Here is a 19,034-nt window from a genome sequence, read left to right on the forward strand (position 1 = left end):
TGTACGTTTGGACGAGCATCACGCGATCTTAGCTCCTCGACCGAAAACTCTGACAGATGCAGAGCTGCATGTTTTCGTGGCGATTGCGTATGCCGACCAAGAGGGGCTTGGTGATAAATTCCTCGATATTGAAGACCCTGCAGAATACATACCTGTTATGTCTGTTGAGGAAATGGATGCCACCACTTCCGATCTAGTGATCAACGGCTTCATAAATGAGCGTGATATTATTGGATCAAGAAATATTCGAGCGACGCAGCTTCTCTTTGAGACATTCGATGCTCAGGTGATGGGGTGGAGTACGGATGCAGATGCCGTCAAGCTTGCAAAGCTGATGTTATAAAATCCGGAGCATGATTCACCCAGTTTGGCCGAGAAAACAGAATGGCCGCTTCGACGGATCAATCCCACCATCCGCAATTTGATGAACGCACATCCTGAATGGCTATGGCGCGATGATTTCGGACAGCCCTATCCATCACACGGTCTGGTTATCGGCCGGCGGGAAAAATCCGGTCTCCAGCGCTTTATCGCTGACCATGGAAAAGCAGTCACGGCATAGGATAGTGAACAACCTCGCCATCAAATCCGCTGGACTGCGGATTCCGGCGTGAAACCGGCCCTCAATCCGACAGAAGACCGGCCACCATTCCGATTTGAAGCCGACCAATTTCCGGCACCGATGATACCCCTTGGTCAGCAACTTGGCATCAATTACCTCCGGACGAATGAGGACATTTTGATGCGTGCAATGAGAAGGCTGACCATGAGACAATTAAGACAAATGCTTCGGTTTGCCGGAAACGGGGCGAGCACCCGCGAGATCGCCGTCGTACTGGGAATAGCCTGCAGTATGGTGCAGAATATAGCCGCGTATACTGCAAATGTAACGTAAAAATCTTGGTCGCAATCAAAGGTTCTCATTGCGGCCGTATCTTTCGCCGATCGACTTTTAACGAGGAAGAAATCATGTTTCCGGATCTTGACTGCCGACTAGGCGTAGAACTGGGGCTTCCAAAACACTACCGGGATAAGCCAGCGTTTGAGATCATAAACGACGCTCATGATCTCGTGGGGGCACTCACTTCACGGCTGATCACCTTCAGATATAGCGGCTATGAGCATTTTGAGGAGCTCGGGGCACAATACACCTTAGCGGATACTAAACGCATCGAATTTTCACAGCGATTGGAACGACTTGATGGTAACGCAATAAAGGCAGTGAACCTGATCGATGAGCTAAATCACTTCGTAAGAATGTTCGTTGATCCGTGGCTCGTCAAATTTGAGGATTTACGCGTCAATGAGAGATGATCCAGGAGTTGCTCGAGCGCTTTCCCTCTCGTTACAAGATAAGCACGACATTTTCGAGACCCAGATCATTCCGGCAATCGGTGCGCGGGGGCCGTCTGTTGCAAAGCCAACTTTCACCGTTGTATGCGGCCAGCAGGGTGCCGGAAAGAGCACCTTAGTTCGCCAAATCAAGAGTAGAACGGGCGGTGAAAGCACCCAGCGAATAATAGCTGATGATCTTAATGCATACATTCCTGGTAACAATGCAGCCCTTCTGCAGGGCTCGCATGCGTTAGAGCGAGCGAATTCGACGGCAGTGACAGAATGGTATCATCAATTATTTGATCGCAGTATCACTAATAGATATAATATTATACTGGAGTCTTGCTATCCGCCAAATCATTACGCGTCGCTCTTAGATAAGGCGCGCTCCAATGGATACAGAACAGAACTAAATATTATCGCGACGGACAGGATAACGAGCTTTACAGCTATTCACGATCGCTTTGAAAGGGCACTGGCGAACTCGTTTATTGCCTCAACCGTATTGCCAGATGTCGAAACTCACGATCATTATTATTCAATTTGGCCACGTGTAGCGCTCGAGGTCGAAAATTACAAAACATTTGATAGAATTGCAATTGTACGCAGGGACGGTGAAACGTGTTACGACAATGAACAAGCTCTAGCAAATAACGGAGAATCGATTTGGGGCCGGGAGCCAGGCGCGTTAAGGGCATTGATGGATCATCGAAATCGCCCGCTGGACGAGAGACAGCAGCACTGGGTTAACAGCGTTTGGGAGAGGCTCTGTCGAAGCGTCGCATTCGCCCAACATCCAGATTCCGCCCGCCTGCCAATCGCTTCATATCAAAGTGACATCGCAACAAGGCTGAGAGAACACAGTGATCTCAGTTCGTTCGAAACACGTCCCGAATATATGCGAGAGTTTTCGAACAAGTTTTCATGGAATTTAAAGCGCGACATTTCTTTTGTGGTTAATCGCAAGAGTAAGAACGGTGAATTCCGAGAAGATGCGTTTGAAGAGCTGTTTTGCGAAAGGATAACGTCTGTCCATCATTCTCTTCAGGAGGCGATCACGGCACGGTTTGAATCCGCCGTCGGAAAATCGAATGACGAAGGCGATGTACGTTCTCGCGATGTTTCGACATTTTACGCTCGCACTGCTGGGGAGAGTTCTACAACCAAGCGATTGAACATCAGCACAAACCCACGAGGCGTGGTGCCGAGTGCTGACGTCGTCAATATCTCTGAACAGCAGGCACAGTCTGTCAAGTATCGGCGTCCTAAGTTTCTCGTTGAGGTCTCAAAGCACGTCTATAGACCAATCGAACAGTATAATCGGATGGTCTTCGATCGAGTCAGATTTCCAAACATCACTCGTGACCGGCGTAAGTTGAATGTATTGATCCGCACGGAAGACGGCACTGGCTACGAAACATCTAGCTCGTTAAAAACGCGCCTGGGATCGGAGCAGCATAATCTCTTCACCAAGACAATGAACGAGGGTCAGCTACCCCATAGTCTCGCGTCCACGAAGACTGGTAAACTGCCTATAGTTTTGGTTGACGCGGGAAATGGTGCAACCTTTATCGCCGGCGAGAAATTCCCTTTGTTGGACAACGGACGCCGGATACCAACGACTATTTCTGCCGATAGAATTTTAGTCAGAAATGAAAATGGGACTTTCAGCGAGCTTTGTCAGCGTTTGGCTGGAAACACCGAACTATTGCTTCCACCAGAAGCGATAGTTCAACTGGGACTGCAGCGTCAACAAGCTGTCAATCGAGCTCGTGCCAGAGAAGCATCGGAGTTGGAGCAACGAACTCGCGAACATTCCTCTGGAAGAGTTTGATCAAAAGTGCACCGGCCGGTTTTGTCGGATGAAACTCCGGATTCGGGACGCCGATCATGAAAGCTATCAGTGTTCAGTGCGATACGTCCGACAAGTCGACATCGTGCTTCCGCCGATCTATGCCCGTCGCAGAAAATTTTTGATCGCCATAGTAAATACCGCCAATGAGGTGCGCGATGGTGACGCGTCACCGATAGCTCGGCAATGACGATTTGATTCGTTCGTTACAGATGAAACCCGATTCTAATGTGTAAGACTATTTTTTGTTGCTACCGTGGGGCGAGAGCAGTCGCATAGGCTAAGCCTTTAAGTCTTATTGCCATTTACGTCGTCTCTCGCGTCGTCTTTGGTGAAGGTATATTGCAATGATTGCGAACAGCTCTTCCGATGTCTCTATGGCCGACCAGAAGTTTCTAAATGTCGCGAAGTCAAATGAAATCGATCCCGACGCCGTTCCTATAAGCAGACTTGATTCTGAAGGTCACAGTATTTTTGCAGAATGGCGACCGAAGCGCCCGTTTCTTCGGAGAGAAGATGGCGTCTTTCTCGTTCTCCGCGCAGACCATATCTTTCTGCTGGGCACCGATCCACGCACCCGGCAAATAGAAACTGAGCTCATGCTGAATCGAGGCGTCAAAGCTGGTGCCGTTTTTGACTTTATAGGTCACAGCATGTTGTTTTCGAACGGTGAAACGCATGGGAAGCGGCGCTCAGGCCTTTCAAAGGCGTTCTCATTCCGCATGGTTGAAGCGTTACGCCCGGAGATTGCGAAGATAACGGAGCGTTTGTGGGACGAACTACAAAAAGTTGACGATTTCAATTTTACTGAAATGTACGCGTCGCAATTGCCTGCGCTGACGATCGCAAGTGTCCTTGGCTTGCCGTCTGAGGACACGCCGTTTTTCACACGACTTGTTTATAAGGTTTCCCGCTGCTTGAGCCCGTCGTGGCGAGATGAGGAATTCGAGGAGATTGAAGCTTCCGCTATCGAGCTTCAGGATTACGTTCGGGGCGTGATCGCGGATAGTGGCCGTCGGATGAGGGATGATTTTCTCTCGCGCTACTTGAAGGCGGTACGGGAAGCCGGAACGCTTTCGCCCATTGAGGAGATCATGCAACTCATGCTTATCATACTCGCTGGGAGCGATACAACGCGCACTGCAATGGTTATGGTGACGGCTCTTGTGCTCCAAAATCCCGCGCTCTGGTCTTCTTTAACTGGCAATCAATCCTATGTCGCAGCCGCCGTGGAGGAAGGGCTCCGATTCGAGCCGCCAGTTGGCTCTTTTCCGCGGTTGGCCCTCGAGGATATCGATCTGGATGGATACGTGTTGCCAAAGGGAAGCCTCCTCGCGCTCAGTGTCATGTCTGGCCTGCGAGACGAAAAACACTACGAGAACCCTCATCTTTTTGATGTTGGGCGTCAACAAATGCGTTGGCACCTCGGGTTTGGCGCGGGAGTTCATCGTTGCCTCGGCGAGACGTTGGCTCGGATTGAATTGCAAGAAGGACTTGGAACACTTTTGCGCCGCGCGCCGAATCTTACGGTGGTAGGTGACTGGCCACGGATGATGGGTCACGGAGGCATCCGGCGCGCCACCGGCATGACGGTCAAATTGAGCGTCGACCGGTGAAGTCAATCCGCGCCGCTCGGGTGGAAGAGAGGCGCGTATCAATATCAAGCATCACTTGGAGATTTCCAATGCCATGTGCGCCAGTGGACGACGTGACGACCATCGATGACCTAACACTCGATCCCTATCCGATTTATCGCAGAATGCGCGTGCAAAACCCGGTGGTACACGTCGCCTCGGTCAGACGGACGTTTCTAACGAAGGCCTGCGATACTAAGATGGTGAAGGATGATCCTTCACGCTTTAGTTCTGATGATCCCAACACGCCGATGAAGCCGGCGCTTCAGGCTCATACTTTGATGCGTAAGGATGGAGTTGAACACGCTCGGGAACGAATGGCCATGACTAGAGCATTCGCACCCAAAGCGATCGCGGAGCATTGGGTGCCGATCTATCGTGACATCGTGAACGAGTATCTAGATCGCCTTCCGCGCGGAGACACCGTGGATCTTTTTGCAGAGATCTGTGGTCCGGTTGCTGCTCGCATACTGGCACATATTCTAGGAATTTGTGAGGCATCAGATGTCGAGATGATCCGCTGGTCGCAACGGCTTATTGACGGAGCCGGCAACTTCGGATGGCGACCCGAGCTCTTTGAGCGATCGGACGAGGCCAATACGGAGATGAACTGCCTCTTCAACGACTTGGTCGAAAAACACCGATCCGCGCCGAACCCCTCGGCTTTTGCGATCATGTTGAATGCACCTGATCCTATACCCCTAAGCCAGATCTATGCCAACATCAAGATCGCCATCGGCGGAGGGGTCAACGAGCCTCGTGACGCTCTCGGCACGATCCTCTATGGATTGCTGACCAATCCGGAGCAACTCGAGGAGGTCAAGAGACAGCAATGCTGGGGGCAGGCCTTCGAGGAAGGGCTGCGCTGGGTTGCTCCGATTCAAGCGAGTTCGCGTCTCGTGCGGGAGGACACGGAAATTCGTGGCTTTATCGTTCCGAAGGGCGACATTGTGATGACTATTCAGGCCTCCGCCAATCGTGATGAAGATGTCTTTGAGGATGGAGAAAGCTTCAATGTCTTTCGCCCGAAGAATGCGCATCAGTCCTTTGGCTCCGGCCCGCATCACTGCCCAGGCGCGCAAATCTCGCGGCAAACCGTCGGCGCGATCATGCTGCCCATACTGTTCGATCGATTTCCGGATATGATATTGCCCCACCCTGAATTAGTGCAGTGGCGCGGCTTCGGCTTCCGCGGGCCCATTAATCTACCTGTGACACTAAGATGATCGAAGCCACTTTCGCTCAGGAGTTATCACGTTAAGGCGCAACTCATAAAAATGCGTCACCGATTACTTGATGCGCACGCTTACTATATCTCAAATCAATTGTCGAACCTCGGTTGAAGTCCATTGTCTACGTCGCGTATATCTCCCGTATTTTGCTTTTGCTGCCGACCGATACCGCTGCGGTTCAATAGTTGCGGAATGTGGTGCTTTCGGATTCACTCAAAAAGGAGTCGCTTATGAAACGTATCAGTACAATCCTTGTCGGCGTATTTTTGGCTGCGCCGGTTTATGCAGCCGACAATATTCATACATTAGGGACGTTGTCTGAAATTGAACTAGCGCTCACTGCCGGAAAGCCGGTGAACGTCACGGTTGATTTAAGTTTGTGTGCTCCCGGGGTGGCCGATACTCCGGCGACGAAAACGCAAGGAGGCATGCGCATAGATGCGTATCGAATAACAACTGACGGCACCCTTGCGTTTGCAGATCAGCACTTCACCATTGACCGTGACGGTAAACCCATAACTCAATTTATTCGTTATCAGATTCGGTCAAACGGTGACGCCGATTTCACGATGGTTACATTCAACATGCCAACATATGAGCGAAAAGGTACCAGCTTGGCCTACAAGTGCGCGATCGACCACGGGTTGAGTTTTCGTACTCCACAGTGATTTTTGCGTCCAATCTGATCCGATGCAAGCCCAAGGTGACGCTTGCAATTACCCACATTTGAGCGTCGCTGCCATTTCGGTTCTGAGGCGAATATCTGTCAGCCGGCTGAGTCCACGCCAGACGACCGTATTTCCCGGAGGAGGATCTGAAGTTCTAGCAAGGTTGCCACCCAAACGAGCGAGTTTGGTGAGATAGAAGTTTAGCGATTCGCAACGAAGCACGACCGCAGAACCACTTACTTCGAAGGCTTCGTATATATCGTTCCTGCAGTGATCTGGCTGCGATGAATGTCGATTCGTCCTGGTGGTAGCATCAGGGATAGTCCTACGACGAAGCATAGGATTTAAGTCATCACGTCTGTTAAATGCCGCCGGCGCTGGCCACGCGAAGACAAAGAGCGCCTCGTCGCTGCCTGCTTTGAGCCGGGCGCAGTTATCTCTGAGATTGCCTGCGCGGACGGTATCAATGTCAGTCAGTCGGAAGCATAGCGATGTAATAATCAAGTTGGGTCGGGACCGACGTGTCCGCGTGGATAGCAACATCGACACGGAAGCACTTGGCCGTATTCTCGATTGCGTGCTGGGGCTGCGATGATCATGGTCCCTGCTGGTGTGAAGGTCTGGCAGGCAACGGGCTCCACCGACATGCGCAAAGGCTTCCCCGGTCTGTCGTTGATCTTGCAGAAAGCACTGATGCCTGACCCGAGGTGTGGGCACTGTTCGTATTATACGGTCGTGGCGGCCAACGACCGACATACTGCATACGGATATCGTTTCGCGACGATCTCCTACAGCCGTCAAAGCTTTCGAGCGCAAGCGCCCATCACGCAAACTCTTCCCGGTTCATCTGTCGCGTGAGCGTGTCGTTATCGCCACCCCTACGAACTGTGCCTGCTGCGAATCCGCCAAACTGTCATAGCTTGGCGAGGATGTTACCGAGACCCTTGGAAGTCATCCGAGATTTGGCGGCGGCAACCTCTGCAAAATGCGTTATGAGCCTGGTTTTTCAGCCACAGACAAGTATCGCGTTCGTGAAAAAGCGCACGCGCGATAGTTCTTTAGCCGCACCTCTGACGCCCCATTTACGGCCGGATCTTTGCCTGACCTTGCAAAGTCGACTCCATCGCCTTACGGCACGAATAACAACGTCGCGTTTCATCGACGTCCCATCAGCCGCTTGTGTGTTCAATTCTTCTCTGTTTCACTTGAAACAAATTGAATAGATATTCCCGCTTTCAAAGCCATTTACAAATCCTCTCGTGCAGCCTAACGCCATTGGCGTGGAACAAGCGTTGGCACGAGGAAGTAAGTGCGATGAACGGAAGGTATTCACCGACGCGGCAGGATTTTAAGACAGGCGCGAAGCCTTGGTCTATATTAGCCCTTATCGTTGCCGCAATGATTTTCGCGTTCATGGCGGTTGCGTCCTGGCAGGACAATGGGACTACCCAGGCAATCCTTAGCCAAATACGATCGATTAACGCTGACAGCGCCTCACTGCAGCGCGATGTACTCCGCGCTCACACGGGCACCGTGGCGAACTACCGCCCCATTATCTCCAGGCTGGGAGCTCTGCGGAAGAATCTGGAAGATTTGAAGCAATTATTTAGGCAATCTCATATTGTAAGTGAGAGCAATGCTGCTCAACTGCTACGCCGGCTAGAAGTGTCTCTAAATTCGGCTGACGCGGCGGTCGCCGCCTTTGGTGCGCAAAATGTCCGCCTGCAAGATTCGCTGGCCAGTTTCACTCGTGCTTTAAGCAATCTTCCAGGAAAGGCCTCAAGCGATCAGACTTTAGAAAAACCAACAGAATTGGCTAGCATGATGCTCCAATTTCTTCGGCAACCAAGCCCGGCTATTTCATTCGAGATCAGCCTTGAACTAGAGAGGCTCCAAAAACAACGCGGTCTCGATGAAGCTCCCGTGCGCATACTTTCGCGTGAAGGTCCCATTATCTTATCGCTTTTGCCACAGGTGAACGATCTGGTGAACATGATTCAGACGTCTGACACCGCAGAAATTGCGGAAATGTTGCAGCGTGAGTGTTTGGAGGTCTATAGCTTGAAAAATGTGGAGGAGCGGAGCGCACGTATCTTTCTTGGGTCCGCTTCAGTGGGTCTTTGCCTGTACATCATCACCTTAGTCTATAGGCTACGCAAAAAAACCGATTGGTTAGCGCGGCGTTTAGATTACGAAGAGCTAATCAAAGAGATCGGAGTATGTTTTGAAGGTGAGGCGGCCACTACGTCGTCCGCGCAAGCTGCACTTGGTATTATTCAGCGCTTCTTTGATGCCGATACGTGCGCGTTAGCTCTAGTGGACCATGACCGTAGGTGGGCTGTCGAAACATTCGGTGCGAAGCACCCAAAACCCGTGTGGGACGACAGGGTGCTACGCGAAATAGTCTCTCGTACCAAAGCGAACGAACGGGCGACGGTATTCCGCATCGTATCGACGCAAAAAATCGTACATTTGCCTCCCGAAATTCCAGGTCTTTCGATACTACTGGCTCACAAATCCACAGATAAACTAATTGCGGTTTGTTCACTGGGTTACCAAAGCTATCGCCCTCGACCTTGCCAAGGCGAAATTCAGCTTCTTGAACTCGCCACCGCCTGCCTCTGTCACTATATCGATGTTCGGCGTAAGCAGACCGAATGCGACGTTTTGGCCAGACGATTGGAGCATGCGCAACGCCTTGAGGCAGTTGGTACACTTGCCGGCGGAATAGCACATGAATTTAATAACATTTTGGGGTCAATCCTCGGGCACGCAGAATTGGCGCAAAACTCGGTGTCTCGAACATCTGTCACCCGAAGATACATTGACTATATCATTTCGTCAGGCGACAGAGCCATGCTCATTATCGATCAGATCTTGACGCTGAGCCGAAAACAAGAGCGCGTGATCAAGCCATTTAGTGTCTCAGAGCTTGTGACCGAAATCGCTCCCTTGCTACGTATGGCTCTTCCCCCAACCATCGAGCTTAGTTTCAGATTTGATCAAATGCAGAGCGTGATCGAAGGAAGCCCGCTTGAACTTCAACAGGTACTAATTAACCTCTGCAAGAATGCTTCCCAAGCCATGACTGCAAATGGTCAAATCGACATCTTCGTCGGCCAAGCTTATTTACCAGCTAAGAAAATTCTGGCGCATGGTGTTATGCCACCTGGCGACTATGTTCTACTATCTGTCAGCGACAATGGTGGAGGCATTTCAGAGGCTGTGCTACCCTACATTTTTGAACCCTTCTTTACGACACGTGCTCGCAACGGTGGAACGGGTCTCGGCCTTGCTTCTGTGCATGGTCATATCAGCGCGTTTGCAGGTTACATCGACGTTAGTTCAACTGTTGGGCATGGGACGCGCTTTGACATTTATCTCCCTCCGTCTTCTAAGGAGCCCGTCAATCCCGACAGCTTTTTCGGCCGCAATAAGGCACCGCGTGGAAACGGGGAGATTGTGGCACTTGTTGAGCCCGATGACCTCCTGCGGGAGGCGTATGAAGACAAGATCGCCGCTCTGGGATATGAGCCGGTCGGTTTTCGTACCTTTAGTGAAATTCGCGATTGGATTTCAAAAGGCAATGAAGCCGATCTGGTCATGGTCGACCAAGCGTCTCTTCCTGAAGATCAAAGTCCTAATTCCGTGGATTTAGTGCTCAAGACCGCCTCCATCATCATTGGCGGAAATGATCTCAAAATGCCCCTTTCAAGGGAGAATGCGACCAGGGACCTTTATCTGCCGAAGCCGATATCGTCCAGAACTATGGCGCATGCAATCCTAACCAAAATCAAGACGTAGAGTTGCGACGTATCAGGACTGGGCAATCAGATTTCGGTTCGGTGGAGCGCGACAGGGGAACTACATGAAAGATCGAACGGCATAGGTTCAATGGATCAAGCCGGGCGAGGCGGCTTGATTTGTCCGATCAGGTCCGGTCGTTTGGTTGAAAGGATTTGCGCACCAACTATGACACCACCATCATTGGTGCCAGCAGATTGAAGTAGGCCTGAACCGGTGCGGTCAAAAATCGGGGTGGACGTCGGCTATTGTACAGGTCAGATTGCTGCCAAATGCCGACGCGGGAATTGGGCACGGTGTCGTAAGCGTGGACAGAGATTACCTCGTCGTTGATCGAACACGAGAGCCATCTGACGAACACCTTATGCCGCCACCCATTAACATCCACTGCGATTCTCGTCTTCTTCAGCACGAGCATGAAGTCTCAAGAAGTAAACTTCGAGCGTTGGTCAGCCTATAAGATGAGTTCGCCAGAAAGGGCAGGCGTTCGCGCCTCCCTCAATGCAGAAGGCTACTTCCATTGTGGTCGGCAACTGCCAGGATGGGAACTCTCCCGATAATCCAACCAACGACAGCGCAGTGGTAAACAGAGCCACCCCATCAGGAATATCGCCCATTCCGTCATCAGCGTGGTGACGTGCATCAGGCGCGCTTGTTGCAGAACTTTAAGTGCTTCTTTCGATTCGAGATCTCAGCAAAAGTTCTCCGCAAACCTTCACCGCGGGCTTACGTGTCTTTTGTAACAAATTGCGACGCAGTTGATATCCACTTGAAACATTAGTCCGAAATTATCGAGATCTCCGCTGATAAGGTATCGAAATGGCGATAAAATTGGTATTGATACTCGTATTCACACTCTTTCCCGCGGCAGACGCTGCATATGCGAATGACCGCGCCAACGGTTTCATGTGGTCAAACGGGGGCGAAACTGGAGTGAGGCTTCCTCTTCGGGTGTTCAATGCCAAGCCAGCCAAGAACACGGTGGCGATCATTTATTCCGGAGACGCTGGATGGCAAAATATCGATGAGGCGATTGGTACCTATCTGCAGACGGAAGGGATTCCTGTCATTGGCGTCAGTTCACTTCGGTATTTCTGGTCGGAGCGGTCTCCAAGCGAAACTGCTAAGGATCTTGGTCACATAATCGATGTCTACACCAAGCATTTCGGTGTGCAGAATGTTTTACTTGTAGGATATTCTTTCGGCGCGGACGTCATGCCAGCAAGCTTCAATAGGCTTACGCTTGAGCAAAAAAATCGGGTTAAGCAAATCTCTCTCTTGGCATTGTCACATCAAGTCGACTATGTCGTCTCATTTAGGGGCTGGCTCCAACTCGAAACGGAAGGTAAGGGCGGCAATCCTCTGGATGATCTCAGATCCATTGACCCTGCAATCGTCCAATGCATGTACGGGCGCGAAGACCGTAATAATGCTTGCCCATCTCTCCGACAGACCGGCGCAGAGGTGATAGGCTTCAGCGGAGGCCATCACTTTGATAATGATTTCAAAAAACTGTCTACGCGCGTCGTCTCAGGCCTCGTGGCACGCCTAAGTCATCAGTAATCTTTAGTTCCTGCACCGCTTTAGTATTGACTGGGATAGCGACGCCTGTGATGCAGACATCGGATATTGTGTCGTTAAGTAAAAGGCCTTCGTCTGATCGCGAGACTCGCTAGTGGTTTTCAGGTGAGTGAGATGTTTTGCCGCAAGTTGCGCTGAGATCGCATCTGCCTGCGGCTGCCGCACCTCCAGATTGGCAGCAACAAGATCATCCTTCAAGGGAAGATGCCTATAACGCATGTGTTGACGACTTTCGCCTCGTGAATGATCCGGTCTGTTCCCGACAGTGGGATGCCGTCGCGATAGAGCAGGCTCTCGCGCCAGGAGGAATTTCTCCGATATGACTTCTCTCCTTCTACGTGCCCAAAGCAGCAACGAAATCATCTATCGCGGCCAAAAGAGCGGTCATGTGAAAGCACCCTTGCCAGTCAATTCCCTGGCCAAGGTCAGCACGGCGATACTGCGAGGTGTTGCTACACCACGGAGGCGATCTAGAAGGACGATTTCATCATTTAGGCCGCACACTCATAAATCAGGTTTGCAAATCGGTCTGATTTTGATTCATTGAGGCTTGACTTGGAGGCCACTGATAACCCGTCCCCGCTTTGATGTCACCGATTTCGAATGGACTGTTGTTCAGTCCTTTGTTCCCAAATAAGCCGCGTCGCGTGCCGCGCGTTGACGCGGGTGATCAATGTCATCTTGTGGCGCTTCCGGACGGGCCCGCCCTGGGCAGACGTTCCTGATCGATACGGTTCCTGTACAACCTGCTACAATCGCTTTGTACGATGGCGTGAGGCAGACGTCTGGGATCATATTCTGAGTGTGATTTCCAAGGCTTTCGATAGAATGTCGTCATGATTGACAGTTCCTGTGTCCGCGTCCACCAACATGCGGCGACGGGAAACAGCGGGATCAAGACGATGGCTGTATGGGACGTTCCCGTGGCGGTTTGACCACCAAGATTCACGCTGTTGTCGATGCCGACGGTTGACCGATCCGTCTTGCGCTGACAGCGGGTCAAGCCCATGACCGCCGCATGACCGAAACATTTTTACAAATAATCGCTTAGAGTGCGTTTCTGCTGGCGGACAAGGCATATGATACCAACGCGATAAGAGCATTTGCAAAGCGCAAGCAGGCATGGGCCAATATTCCTGCCAAGAGCAATCGGAAGGAAGCTTCCCGTTCATCGAATGGGTTTACAGACAGCGTAACCTCGCCGAGCATTTTCGTTCTGAGCCTGACCTGACCAACTGCGGCCTGAATAGGTCGATCCGGTTGCTTAGTCATGGATGCGCGGTTCTCGGTCCATGTTGCGTTCCAAGACGCCGGGCGAGGTTTCTCGCTTCAATTGAAATCATAAAGAAGCAATTGAAAATTTTCGAGTAACCGACCCTCCCGATAATCTTCAACATAAAACAACGCACTTCTTCCAACGGGAGAGGCGGTGTTAGTTGCGAGCTAAGGAGATAAGGTATGCTTAAGAGATCGGGGTCGCTTTCTCTTGCCTTGATGGTCTCCTTCTGTTCGTCGAGCCTTGCCACGCCACTCTCATCTGCTGAGTTTGACCATGTTGCTCGCAAGTGTGCCCCATCAGTTGCGACATCTACGCTTGCGGCGATAGCTAAGGTGGAGAGTCGCTTTGATCCTTTAGCGATTCATGACAACACGACCGGCGAAACGCTTCACTGGCAAGATCACAGCCAAGCAACCCAAGTCGTCAGGCACCGTCTCGATGCACGGCATTCGCTGGATGTTGGCCTCATGCAAATAAACTCTCGAAATTTTTCTATGCTCGGTCTGACACCTGACGGTGCGCTCCAGGCGTGCACATCATTATCTGCCGCTGCAAACATGCTGAAAAGTCGTTATGCAGGCGGCGAAACGATTGACGAGAAGCAATTTGCGCTTCGTCGGGCGATCTCCGCTTACAACACCGGTAATTTCATCGGCGGTTTTGCAAACGGCTACGTGCGAAAAGTTGAAACAGCTGCTCAATCGCTGGTGCCCGCGTTAATCGAGCCTCCAAAAGACGATCACGAGGCGCTAAAATCCGAAGAGACGTGGGATGTTTGGGGGTCATATCAGCGCCGCTCACAGGAGGATGGCGCTGGCGGTTTAATCGCTCCGCCACCGCCACACCAGGACAACGGCAAATCCGCAGACGACAATCAAGTCTTATTCGACTTATACTAAGGAGGTGCGCATTGATGCGATGCTTTGAGAGATACCGTTTACATCTAAATCGCCTCTCGCTCTCGAATGCGATGATGCGCGTGATATCGAGCTGCGCCCCAAGCTTGTGCGGTGCAATTGCATGGAGCATTTCCTCATCCGGACCCGCCGCAGCGCAATCTGCGGGTGGCGGCACTGACCCCGCCACAATGGTTAACAATATATGCACGTTTATCCTTGGTCCGTTCGGCCAGTCACTCGCTGTTCTCGGCATTGTCGCTATCGGGATCTCCTGGATGTTCGGGCGGGCTTCGCTTGGGCTGGTTGCCGGCGTCGTCGGCGGCATTGTTATCATGTTTGGGGCGAGCTTCCTCGGCCAAACGCTCACTGGCGGTAGTTGATGGCTGATCGTTTGGAAGAATCGACCCTTTACCTCGCAGCCACACGGCCCGCATTGTTTCTTGGGGTGCCACTGACATTGGCAGGGTTATTCATGATGTTCGCCGGCTTTGTCATCGTTATCGTTCAGAACCCGCTCTACGAAGTCGTTCTCGTGCCGTTATGGTTTGCAGCCCGGCTCATCGTGGAGCGAGACTACAATGCGGCGAGCGTCGTCCTGCTATTTTTGCGGACCGCGGGAAGAAGCATTGATAGTGCAGTTTGGGGGGGCGCTACTGTTAGCCCAAATCCAATTAGGGTTCCCCCACGAGGGAGAGGAATGGTGTGATGCTCGGCGCGAGTGGAACGACCGAAAGATCCGGTGAGATCTATCTCCCTTATATTGGCCACCTCAGCGACCATATCGTCCTTCTTGAAGACGGATCGATCATGACCATTGCGAGAATTGATGGCGTTGCATTCGAGCTTGAGGAAACTGAAATGCGCAATGCGCGTTGTCGTGCGTTCAACACGCTGTTGCGCAATATCGCTGATGATCATGTGTCAATATATGCTCACCTCGTACGTCATGCCGACGTGCCATCATCGGCGCCGCGACACTTCCGTAGTGTTTTCGCCGCTAGCCTGAACGAAGCTTTTGAACAGCGCGTGCTCTCCGGCCAACTCCTCCGCAATGAACACTTCCTTACGTTGATTGTCTACCCACAGGCGGCTTTAGGGAAGGTAAAGAGGAGGTTCACCAAGCTAAGCGGAAAAAGGGAAAACGATCTCACGGGCCAGATCAGGAACATGGAAGATCTTTGGCATGTTGTCGCTGGCTCTCTTAAAGCGTATGGCCTGCATCGTCTTGGCATCCGCGAGAAGCAGGGTGTGCTCTTCACCGAAATTGGCGAAGCGCTACGGTTGATCATGACTGGTCGGTTCACACCGGTTCCGGTCGTCAGCGGCTCACTCGGCGCTTCGATTTATACCGACAGAGTCATTTGCGGCAAGCGAGGACTCGAGATCAGAACGCCAAAAGACAGTTACGTTGGATCCATCTATTCGTTTCGCGAATACCCTGCAAAAACACGGCCGGGCATGCTCAACGCGCTGCTATCCCTCGATTTTCCACTTGTTCTCACGCAGAGTTTTTCGTTCCTGACTCGCCCGCAAGCGCACGCGAAACTTAGCCTCAAATCGAGCCAGATGCTGAGTTCCGGCGATAAAGCCGTGACTCAAATCGGCAAATTATCCGAGGCTGAGGACGCACTTGCGAGCAACGAATTCGTTATGGGCTCACATCATTTGAGCCTTTGCGTCTATGCAGACGATCTCAATAGTCTTGGGGACAGGGGCGCGCGGGCTCGGACACGAATGGCGGATGCAGGTGCCGTGGTTGTCCAAGAAGGTATTGGTATGGAAGCGGCCTATTGGTCCCAATTGCCGGGGAATTTTAAGTGGCGCACACGCCCTGGCGCAATCACTTCACGCAATTTCGCAGGGTTTGTCTCTTTCGAAAACTTTCCAGAGGGCGCCAGCTCAGGCCACTGGGGCAACGCGATTGCCCGATTTCGTACCAATGGCGGAACGCCTTTCGACTATATCCCGCATGAGCACGATGTTGGCATGACGGCAATATTCGGGCCTATCGGGAGGGGTAAGACGACGCTCATGATGTTTGTTCTAGCCATGCTCGAACAGAGCATGGTCGACCGTGCAGGTACGGTCGTGTTCTTTGACAAGGACCGGGGTGGCGAATTGCTGGTTCGCGCCACAGGAGGAACATATTTGGCACTTCACAGAGGCACACCCAGCGGGTTGGCGCCGTTGCGTGGCCTAGAAAACACAGCAGCCTCACACGATTTTCTGCGCGAATGGATCGTGGCTCTCATCGAGAGTGATGGTCGGGGTGGGATTTCTCCGGAAGAGAACCGCCGTCTGGTCCGTGGTATCCATCGTCAGCTCTCGTTTGATCCACAAATGCGTTCAATCGCGGGGTTACGTGAATTTTTGTTGCATGGGCCCGCCGAAGGCGCAGGAGCGCGGCTCCAACGCTGGTGCCGGGGCCATGCGCTTGGCTGGGCATTTGACGGCGAAGTTGACGAAGTAAAGTTAGATCCGTCGATTACCGGCTTCGACATGACGCATCTTCTCGAATACGAGGAAGTATGCGCTCCCGCTGCAGCATATCTCCTGCATCGGATTGGAGCCATGATCGACGGCCGCCGTTTTGTGATGAGCTGCGATGAGTTTCGCGCCTATTTGTTAAACCCTAAATTTTCGACTGTCGTCGACAAATTCCTCCTGACCGTTCGAAAAAACAACGGGATGCTAATACTGGCAACGCAGCAACCAGAGCATGTTCTGGAATCGCCGCTAGGAGCCAGCTTGGTTGCGCAATGTATGACGAAGATTTTCTATCCATCACCAACCGCAGATCGATCGGCTTATGTCGATGGACTGAAATGTACCGAAAAGGAATTTCAGGCGATCCGTGAAGACATGACGGTCGGCAGCCGTAAGTTTCTTCTTAAACGAGAAAGTGGAAGCGTCATCTGCGAATTTGATCTGCGGGATATGCGTGAATATGTCGCCGTGCTTTCGGGGCGTGCCAACACGGTGCGCTTTGCAACTCGACTACGCGAGGCACAAGAAGGCAACTCATCTGGCTGGCTCAGCGAATTCATGGCCCGTCACCACGAGGCAGAAGATTGATAAGGTAGGAAACGATGAAGACGACGCAACTTATTGCAACAGTTTTGACCTGCAGCTTTCTATATATTCAGCCCGCGCGGGCGCAGTTTGTTGTTAGCGACCCGGCAACGGAGGCTGAGACGCTCGCGACTGCGCTCGCGACTGCGGAGAATCTCACTCAGACTATAGCGATGGTTACGATGTTGACGTCGGCCTACGGCGTTACTGGACTACTGACTTCGCTCAACCAGAAAAATCAGTATCCTTCGACGAAGGACCTAGACAATGAAATGTTTTCGCCGCGAATGCCAATGTCGACCACGGCACGTGCGATCACCAGCGATACAGATCGTGCAGTCGTGGGTAGTGATGCTGAAGCGGACCTGTTGCGATCGCAGATCACCGGTTCCGCAAACAGCGCTGGCATTGCGGCTGACAATCTGGAAACGATGGACAAACGCTTGACGGCGAATGCTGATACGTCTGCTCAGCTTTCCCGATCTCGCAATATCATGCAGGCAACCGTGACCAATGGTTTGCTTCTCAAGCAGATCCATGACGCAATGATTCAAAATGTACAGGCGACAAGCCTATTAACGATGACTACCGCGCAGGCCGGCCTTCACGAGGCGGAAGAGGCGGCCGCTCAACGCAAGGAGCATCAAAAGACCGCTGTCATCTTTGGTGCCCTCCCCTAAGGCTGGGCGATTTGTTCATCCGCCCGCATCCTCGCCGAATGCGAGCTCATTTTATCCAACATTATGCGACAAACCAGTCAAGTTCAGGTCCAATCGATGAATTTCACGATTCCGGCGCCGTTTACGGCCATTCATACGATCTTCGATGTAGCCTTCACGACAGGCTTGGACTCGATGCTTGAGACTATCCAGGAGGCGGTGAGTGCGCCATTGATCGCCTGTGTCACTCTTTGGATTATTGTTCAGGGTATTTTAGTCATACGCGGCGAAGTCGATACCCGTAGCGGTATCACTCGGGTGATCACGGTCACCATCGTTGTTGCTCTAATTGTTGGGCAGGCTAACTACCAAGACTATGTGGTTTCCATCTTCGAAAAGACGGTCCCAAACTTTGTTCAGCAGTTTAGTGTAACCGGCTTGCCTCTGCAGACTGTTCCGGCACAGTTGGATACAATGTTCGCCGTGACCCAGGCCGTTTTTCAGAAAATCGCATCCGAAATCGGTCCGATGAACGACCAGGACATCCTTGCTTTCCAAGGGGCACAGTGGGTCCTTTACGGCACGCTCTGGTCTGCCTTCGGAGTTTACGACGCCGTTGGAATTCTCACGAAAGTGCTTCTCGCGATCGGGCCTCTGATCCTCGTCGGATATATTTTTGATCGCACGCGGGACATCGCAGCTAAGTGGATCGGGCAACTTATCACCTACGGTCTCTTGCTTCTCCTCTTAAACCTCGTGGCAACGATCGTCATCCTAACCGAAGCGACTGCGCTCACCCTTATGCTTGGTGTAATCACCTTCGCCGGTACGACCGCGGCCAAGATCATTGGTCTTTACGAACTCGATATGTTTTTTCTGACAGGGGATGCGCTCATTGTCGCTTTGCCGGCGATCGCCGGCAACATTGGAGGCAGTTACTGGAGCGGCGCAACCCAATCTGCCAGCAGCTTGTACCGTCGCTTCGCTCAGGTTGAGCGAGGCTAGGTCGCGCAAAAATT

The 19,034-nt window shown here is 52.0% G+C and carries 16 protein-coding genes and 1 pseudogene; all 17 read left to right on the top strand.

Annotation, left to right across the window (positions count from 1 at the left end; translation table 11 throughout):
• Nucleotides 1-7: 7 nt before the first annotated feature.
• The 17 genes and pseudogenes from GGQ73_RS16880 to GGQ73_RS16960 all read left to right on the top strand — a co-directional run bounded on the left by GGQ73_RS16880 (nucleotide 8) and on the right by GGQ73_RS16960 (nucleotide 19,020).
• Nucleotides 8-343 carry a hypothetical protein gene (locus GGQ73_RS16880; RefSeq protein WP_174018771.1) on the top strand — a complete coding sequence of 112 codons (336 nt, stop codon included), beginning with the start codon at nucleotides 8-10 and terminating at the stop codon, nucleotides 341-343.
• A 626-nt stretch (nucleotides 344-969) separates the two neighbouring features.
• Nucleotides 970-1,314: a hypothetical protein gene (locus GGQ73_RS16885; RefSeq protein WP_012478054.1), complete on the top strand. Its 345-nt coding sequence runs from the start codon at nucleotides 970-972 to the stop codon at nucleotides 1,312-1,314.
• Nucleotides 1,304-3,169: a zeta toxin family protein gene (locus tag GGQ73_RS16890; protein ID WP_173994894.1), complete on the top strand. Its 1,866-nt coding sequence runs from the start codon at nucleotides 1,304-1,306 to the stop codon at nucleotides 3,167-3,169. The genes GGQ73_RS16885 and GGQ73_RS16890 overlap by 11 nt, the downstream gene beginning before the upstream one ends.
• 365 nt (nucleotides 3,170-3,534) lie before the next feature.
• Nucleotides 3,535-4,803, top strand: a complete 1,269-nt coding sequence (locus tag GGQ73_RS16895; RefSeq protein ID WP_012478062.1) for a cytochrome P450 — start codon at nucleotides 3,535-3,537, stop codon at nucleotides 4,801-4,803.
• 68 nt (nucleotides 4,804-4,871) lie between these two features.
• Nucleotides 4,872-6,047, top strand: a complete 1,176-nt coding sequence (locus tag GGQ73_RS16900) for a cytochrome P450 (RefSeq protein WP_065657570.1) — start codon at nucleotides 4,872-4,874, stop codon at nucleotides 6,045-6,047.
• A gap of 236 nt (nucleotides 6,048-6,283) precedes the next feature.
• Nucleotides 6,284-6,721 (top strand): VirK family protein, encoded by a 438-nt coding sequence (locus tag GGQ73_RS16905; protein WP_012478064.1) that lies wholly within the window; start codon nucleotides 6,284-6,286, stop codon nucleotides 6,719-6,721.
• A gap of 351 nt (nucleotides 6,722-7,072) precedes the next feature.
• Entirely contained in the window at nucleotides 7,073-7,210 is a 138-nt protein-coding gene (locus GGQ73_RS23180) for a transposase (RefSeq protein ID WP_080728825.1), read from the top strand.
• 102 nt (nucleotides 7,211-7,312) lie between these two features.
• Nucleotides 7,313-7,579 (top strand): hypothetical protein, encoded by a 267-nt coding sequence (locus tag GGQ73_RS16915; protein WP_174066250.1) that lies wholly within the window; start codon nucleotides 7,313-7,315, stop codon nucleotides 7,577-7,579.
• Between the two features lie 456 nt (nucleotides 7,580-8,035).
• Nucleotides 8,036-10,525: a two-component system sensor kinase VirA gene (virA, locus tag GGQ73_RS16920; protein WP_012478065.1), complete on the top strand. Its 2,490-nt coding sequence runs from the start codon at nucleotides 8,036-8,038 to the stop codon at nucleotides 10,523-10,525.
• An 819-nt stretch (nucleotides 10,526-11,344) separates the two neighbouring features.
• Nucleotides 11,345-12,088 carry an AcvB/VirJ family lysyl-phosphatidylglycerol hydrolase gene (locus GGQ73_RS16925; RefSeq protein ID WP_012478069.1) on the top strand — a complete coding sequence of 248 codons (744 nt, stop codon included), beginning with the start codon at nucleotides 11,345-11,347 and terminating at the stop codon, nucleotides 12,086-12,088.
• Nucleotides 12,089-12,674: 586 nt separating this feature from the next.
• Nucleotides 12,675-13,318: pseudogene (locus GGQ73_RS16930) on the top strand (IS5 family transposase); the annotation flags it as partial.
• A gap of 246 nt (nucleotides 13,319-13,564) precedes the next feature.
• On the top strand, nucleotides 13,565-14,284 hold the full coding sequence (locus GGQ73_RS16935) for a type IV secretion system lytic transglycosylase VirB1 (RefSeq protein ID WP_012478071.1): 720 nt from the start codon (nucleotides 13,565-13,567) through the stop codon (nucleotides 14,282-14,284).
• Nucleotides 14,285-14,298: 14 nt separating this feature from the next.
• Nucleotides 14,299-14,664: a pilin major subunit VirB2 gene (virB2, locus tag GGQ73_RS16940; protein WP_012478072.1), complete on the top strand. Its 366-nt coding sequence runs from the start codon at nucleotides 14,299-14,301 to the stop codon at nucleotides 14,662-14,664.
• Nucleotides 14,664-14,990, top strand: coding sequence for a type IV secretion system protein VirB3 (locus tag GGQ73_RS16945; protein ID WP_012478073.1), 327 nt, complete (start codon nucleotides 14,664-14,666; stop codon nucleotides 14,988-14,990). The genes virB2 and GGQ73_RS16945 overlap by 1 nt, the downstream gene beginning before the upstream one ends.
• Nucleotides 14,990-17,359, top strand: a complete 2,370-nt coding sequence (gene virB4, locus GGQ73_RS16950; RefSeq protein ID WP_012478074.1) for a type IV secretion/conjugal transfer ATPase VirB4 — start codon at nucleotides 14,990-14,992, stop codon at nucleotides 17,357-17,359. The genes GGQ73_RS16945 and virB4 overlap by 1 nt, the downstream gene beginning before the upstream one ends.
• A gap of 14 nt (nucleotides 17,360-17,373) precedes the next feature.
• Complete coding sequence (gene virB5, locus GGQ73_RS16955; protein WP_012478075.1) at nucleotides 17,374-18,036, top strand: pilin minor subunit VirB5; 663 nt, start codon at nucleotides 17,374-17,376, stop codon at nucleotides 18,034-18,036.
• A 96-nt stretch (nucleotides 18,037-18,132) separates the two neighbouring features.
• Nucleotides 18,133-19,020, top strand: a complete 888-nt coding sequence (locus GGQ73_RS16960; RefSeq protein ID WP_012478076.1) for a type IV secretion system protein — start codon at nucleotides 18,133-18,135, stop codon at nucleotides 19,018-19,020.
• Nucleotides 19,021-19,034 lie beyond the last annotated feature (14 nt).

The sequence above is a fragment of the Rhizobium skierniewicense genome, from assembly GCF_014196515.1.
In the GTDB taxonomy this organism is placed as follows: domain Bacteria; phylum Pseudomonadota; class Alphaproteobacteria; order Rhizobiales; family Rhizobiaceae; genus Agrobacterium; species Agrobacterium skierniewicense.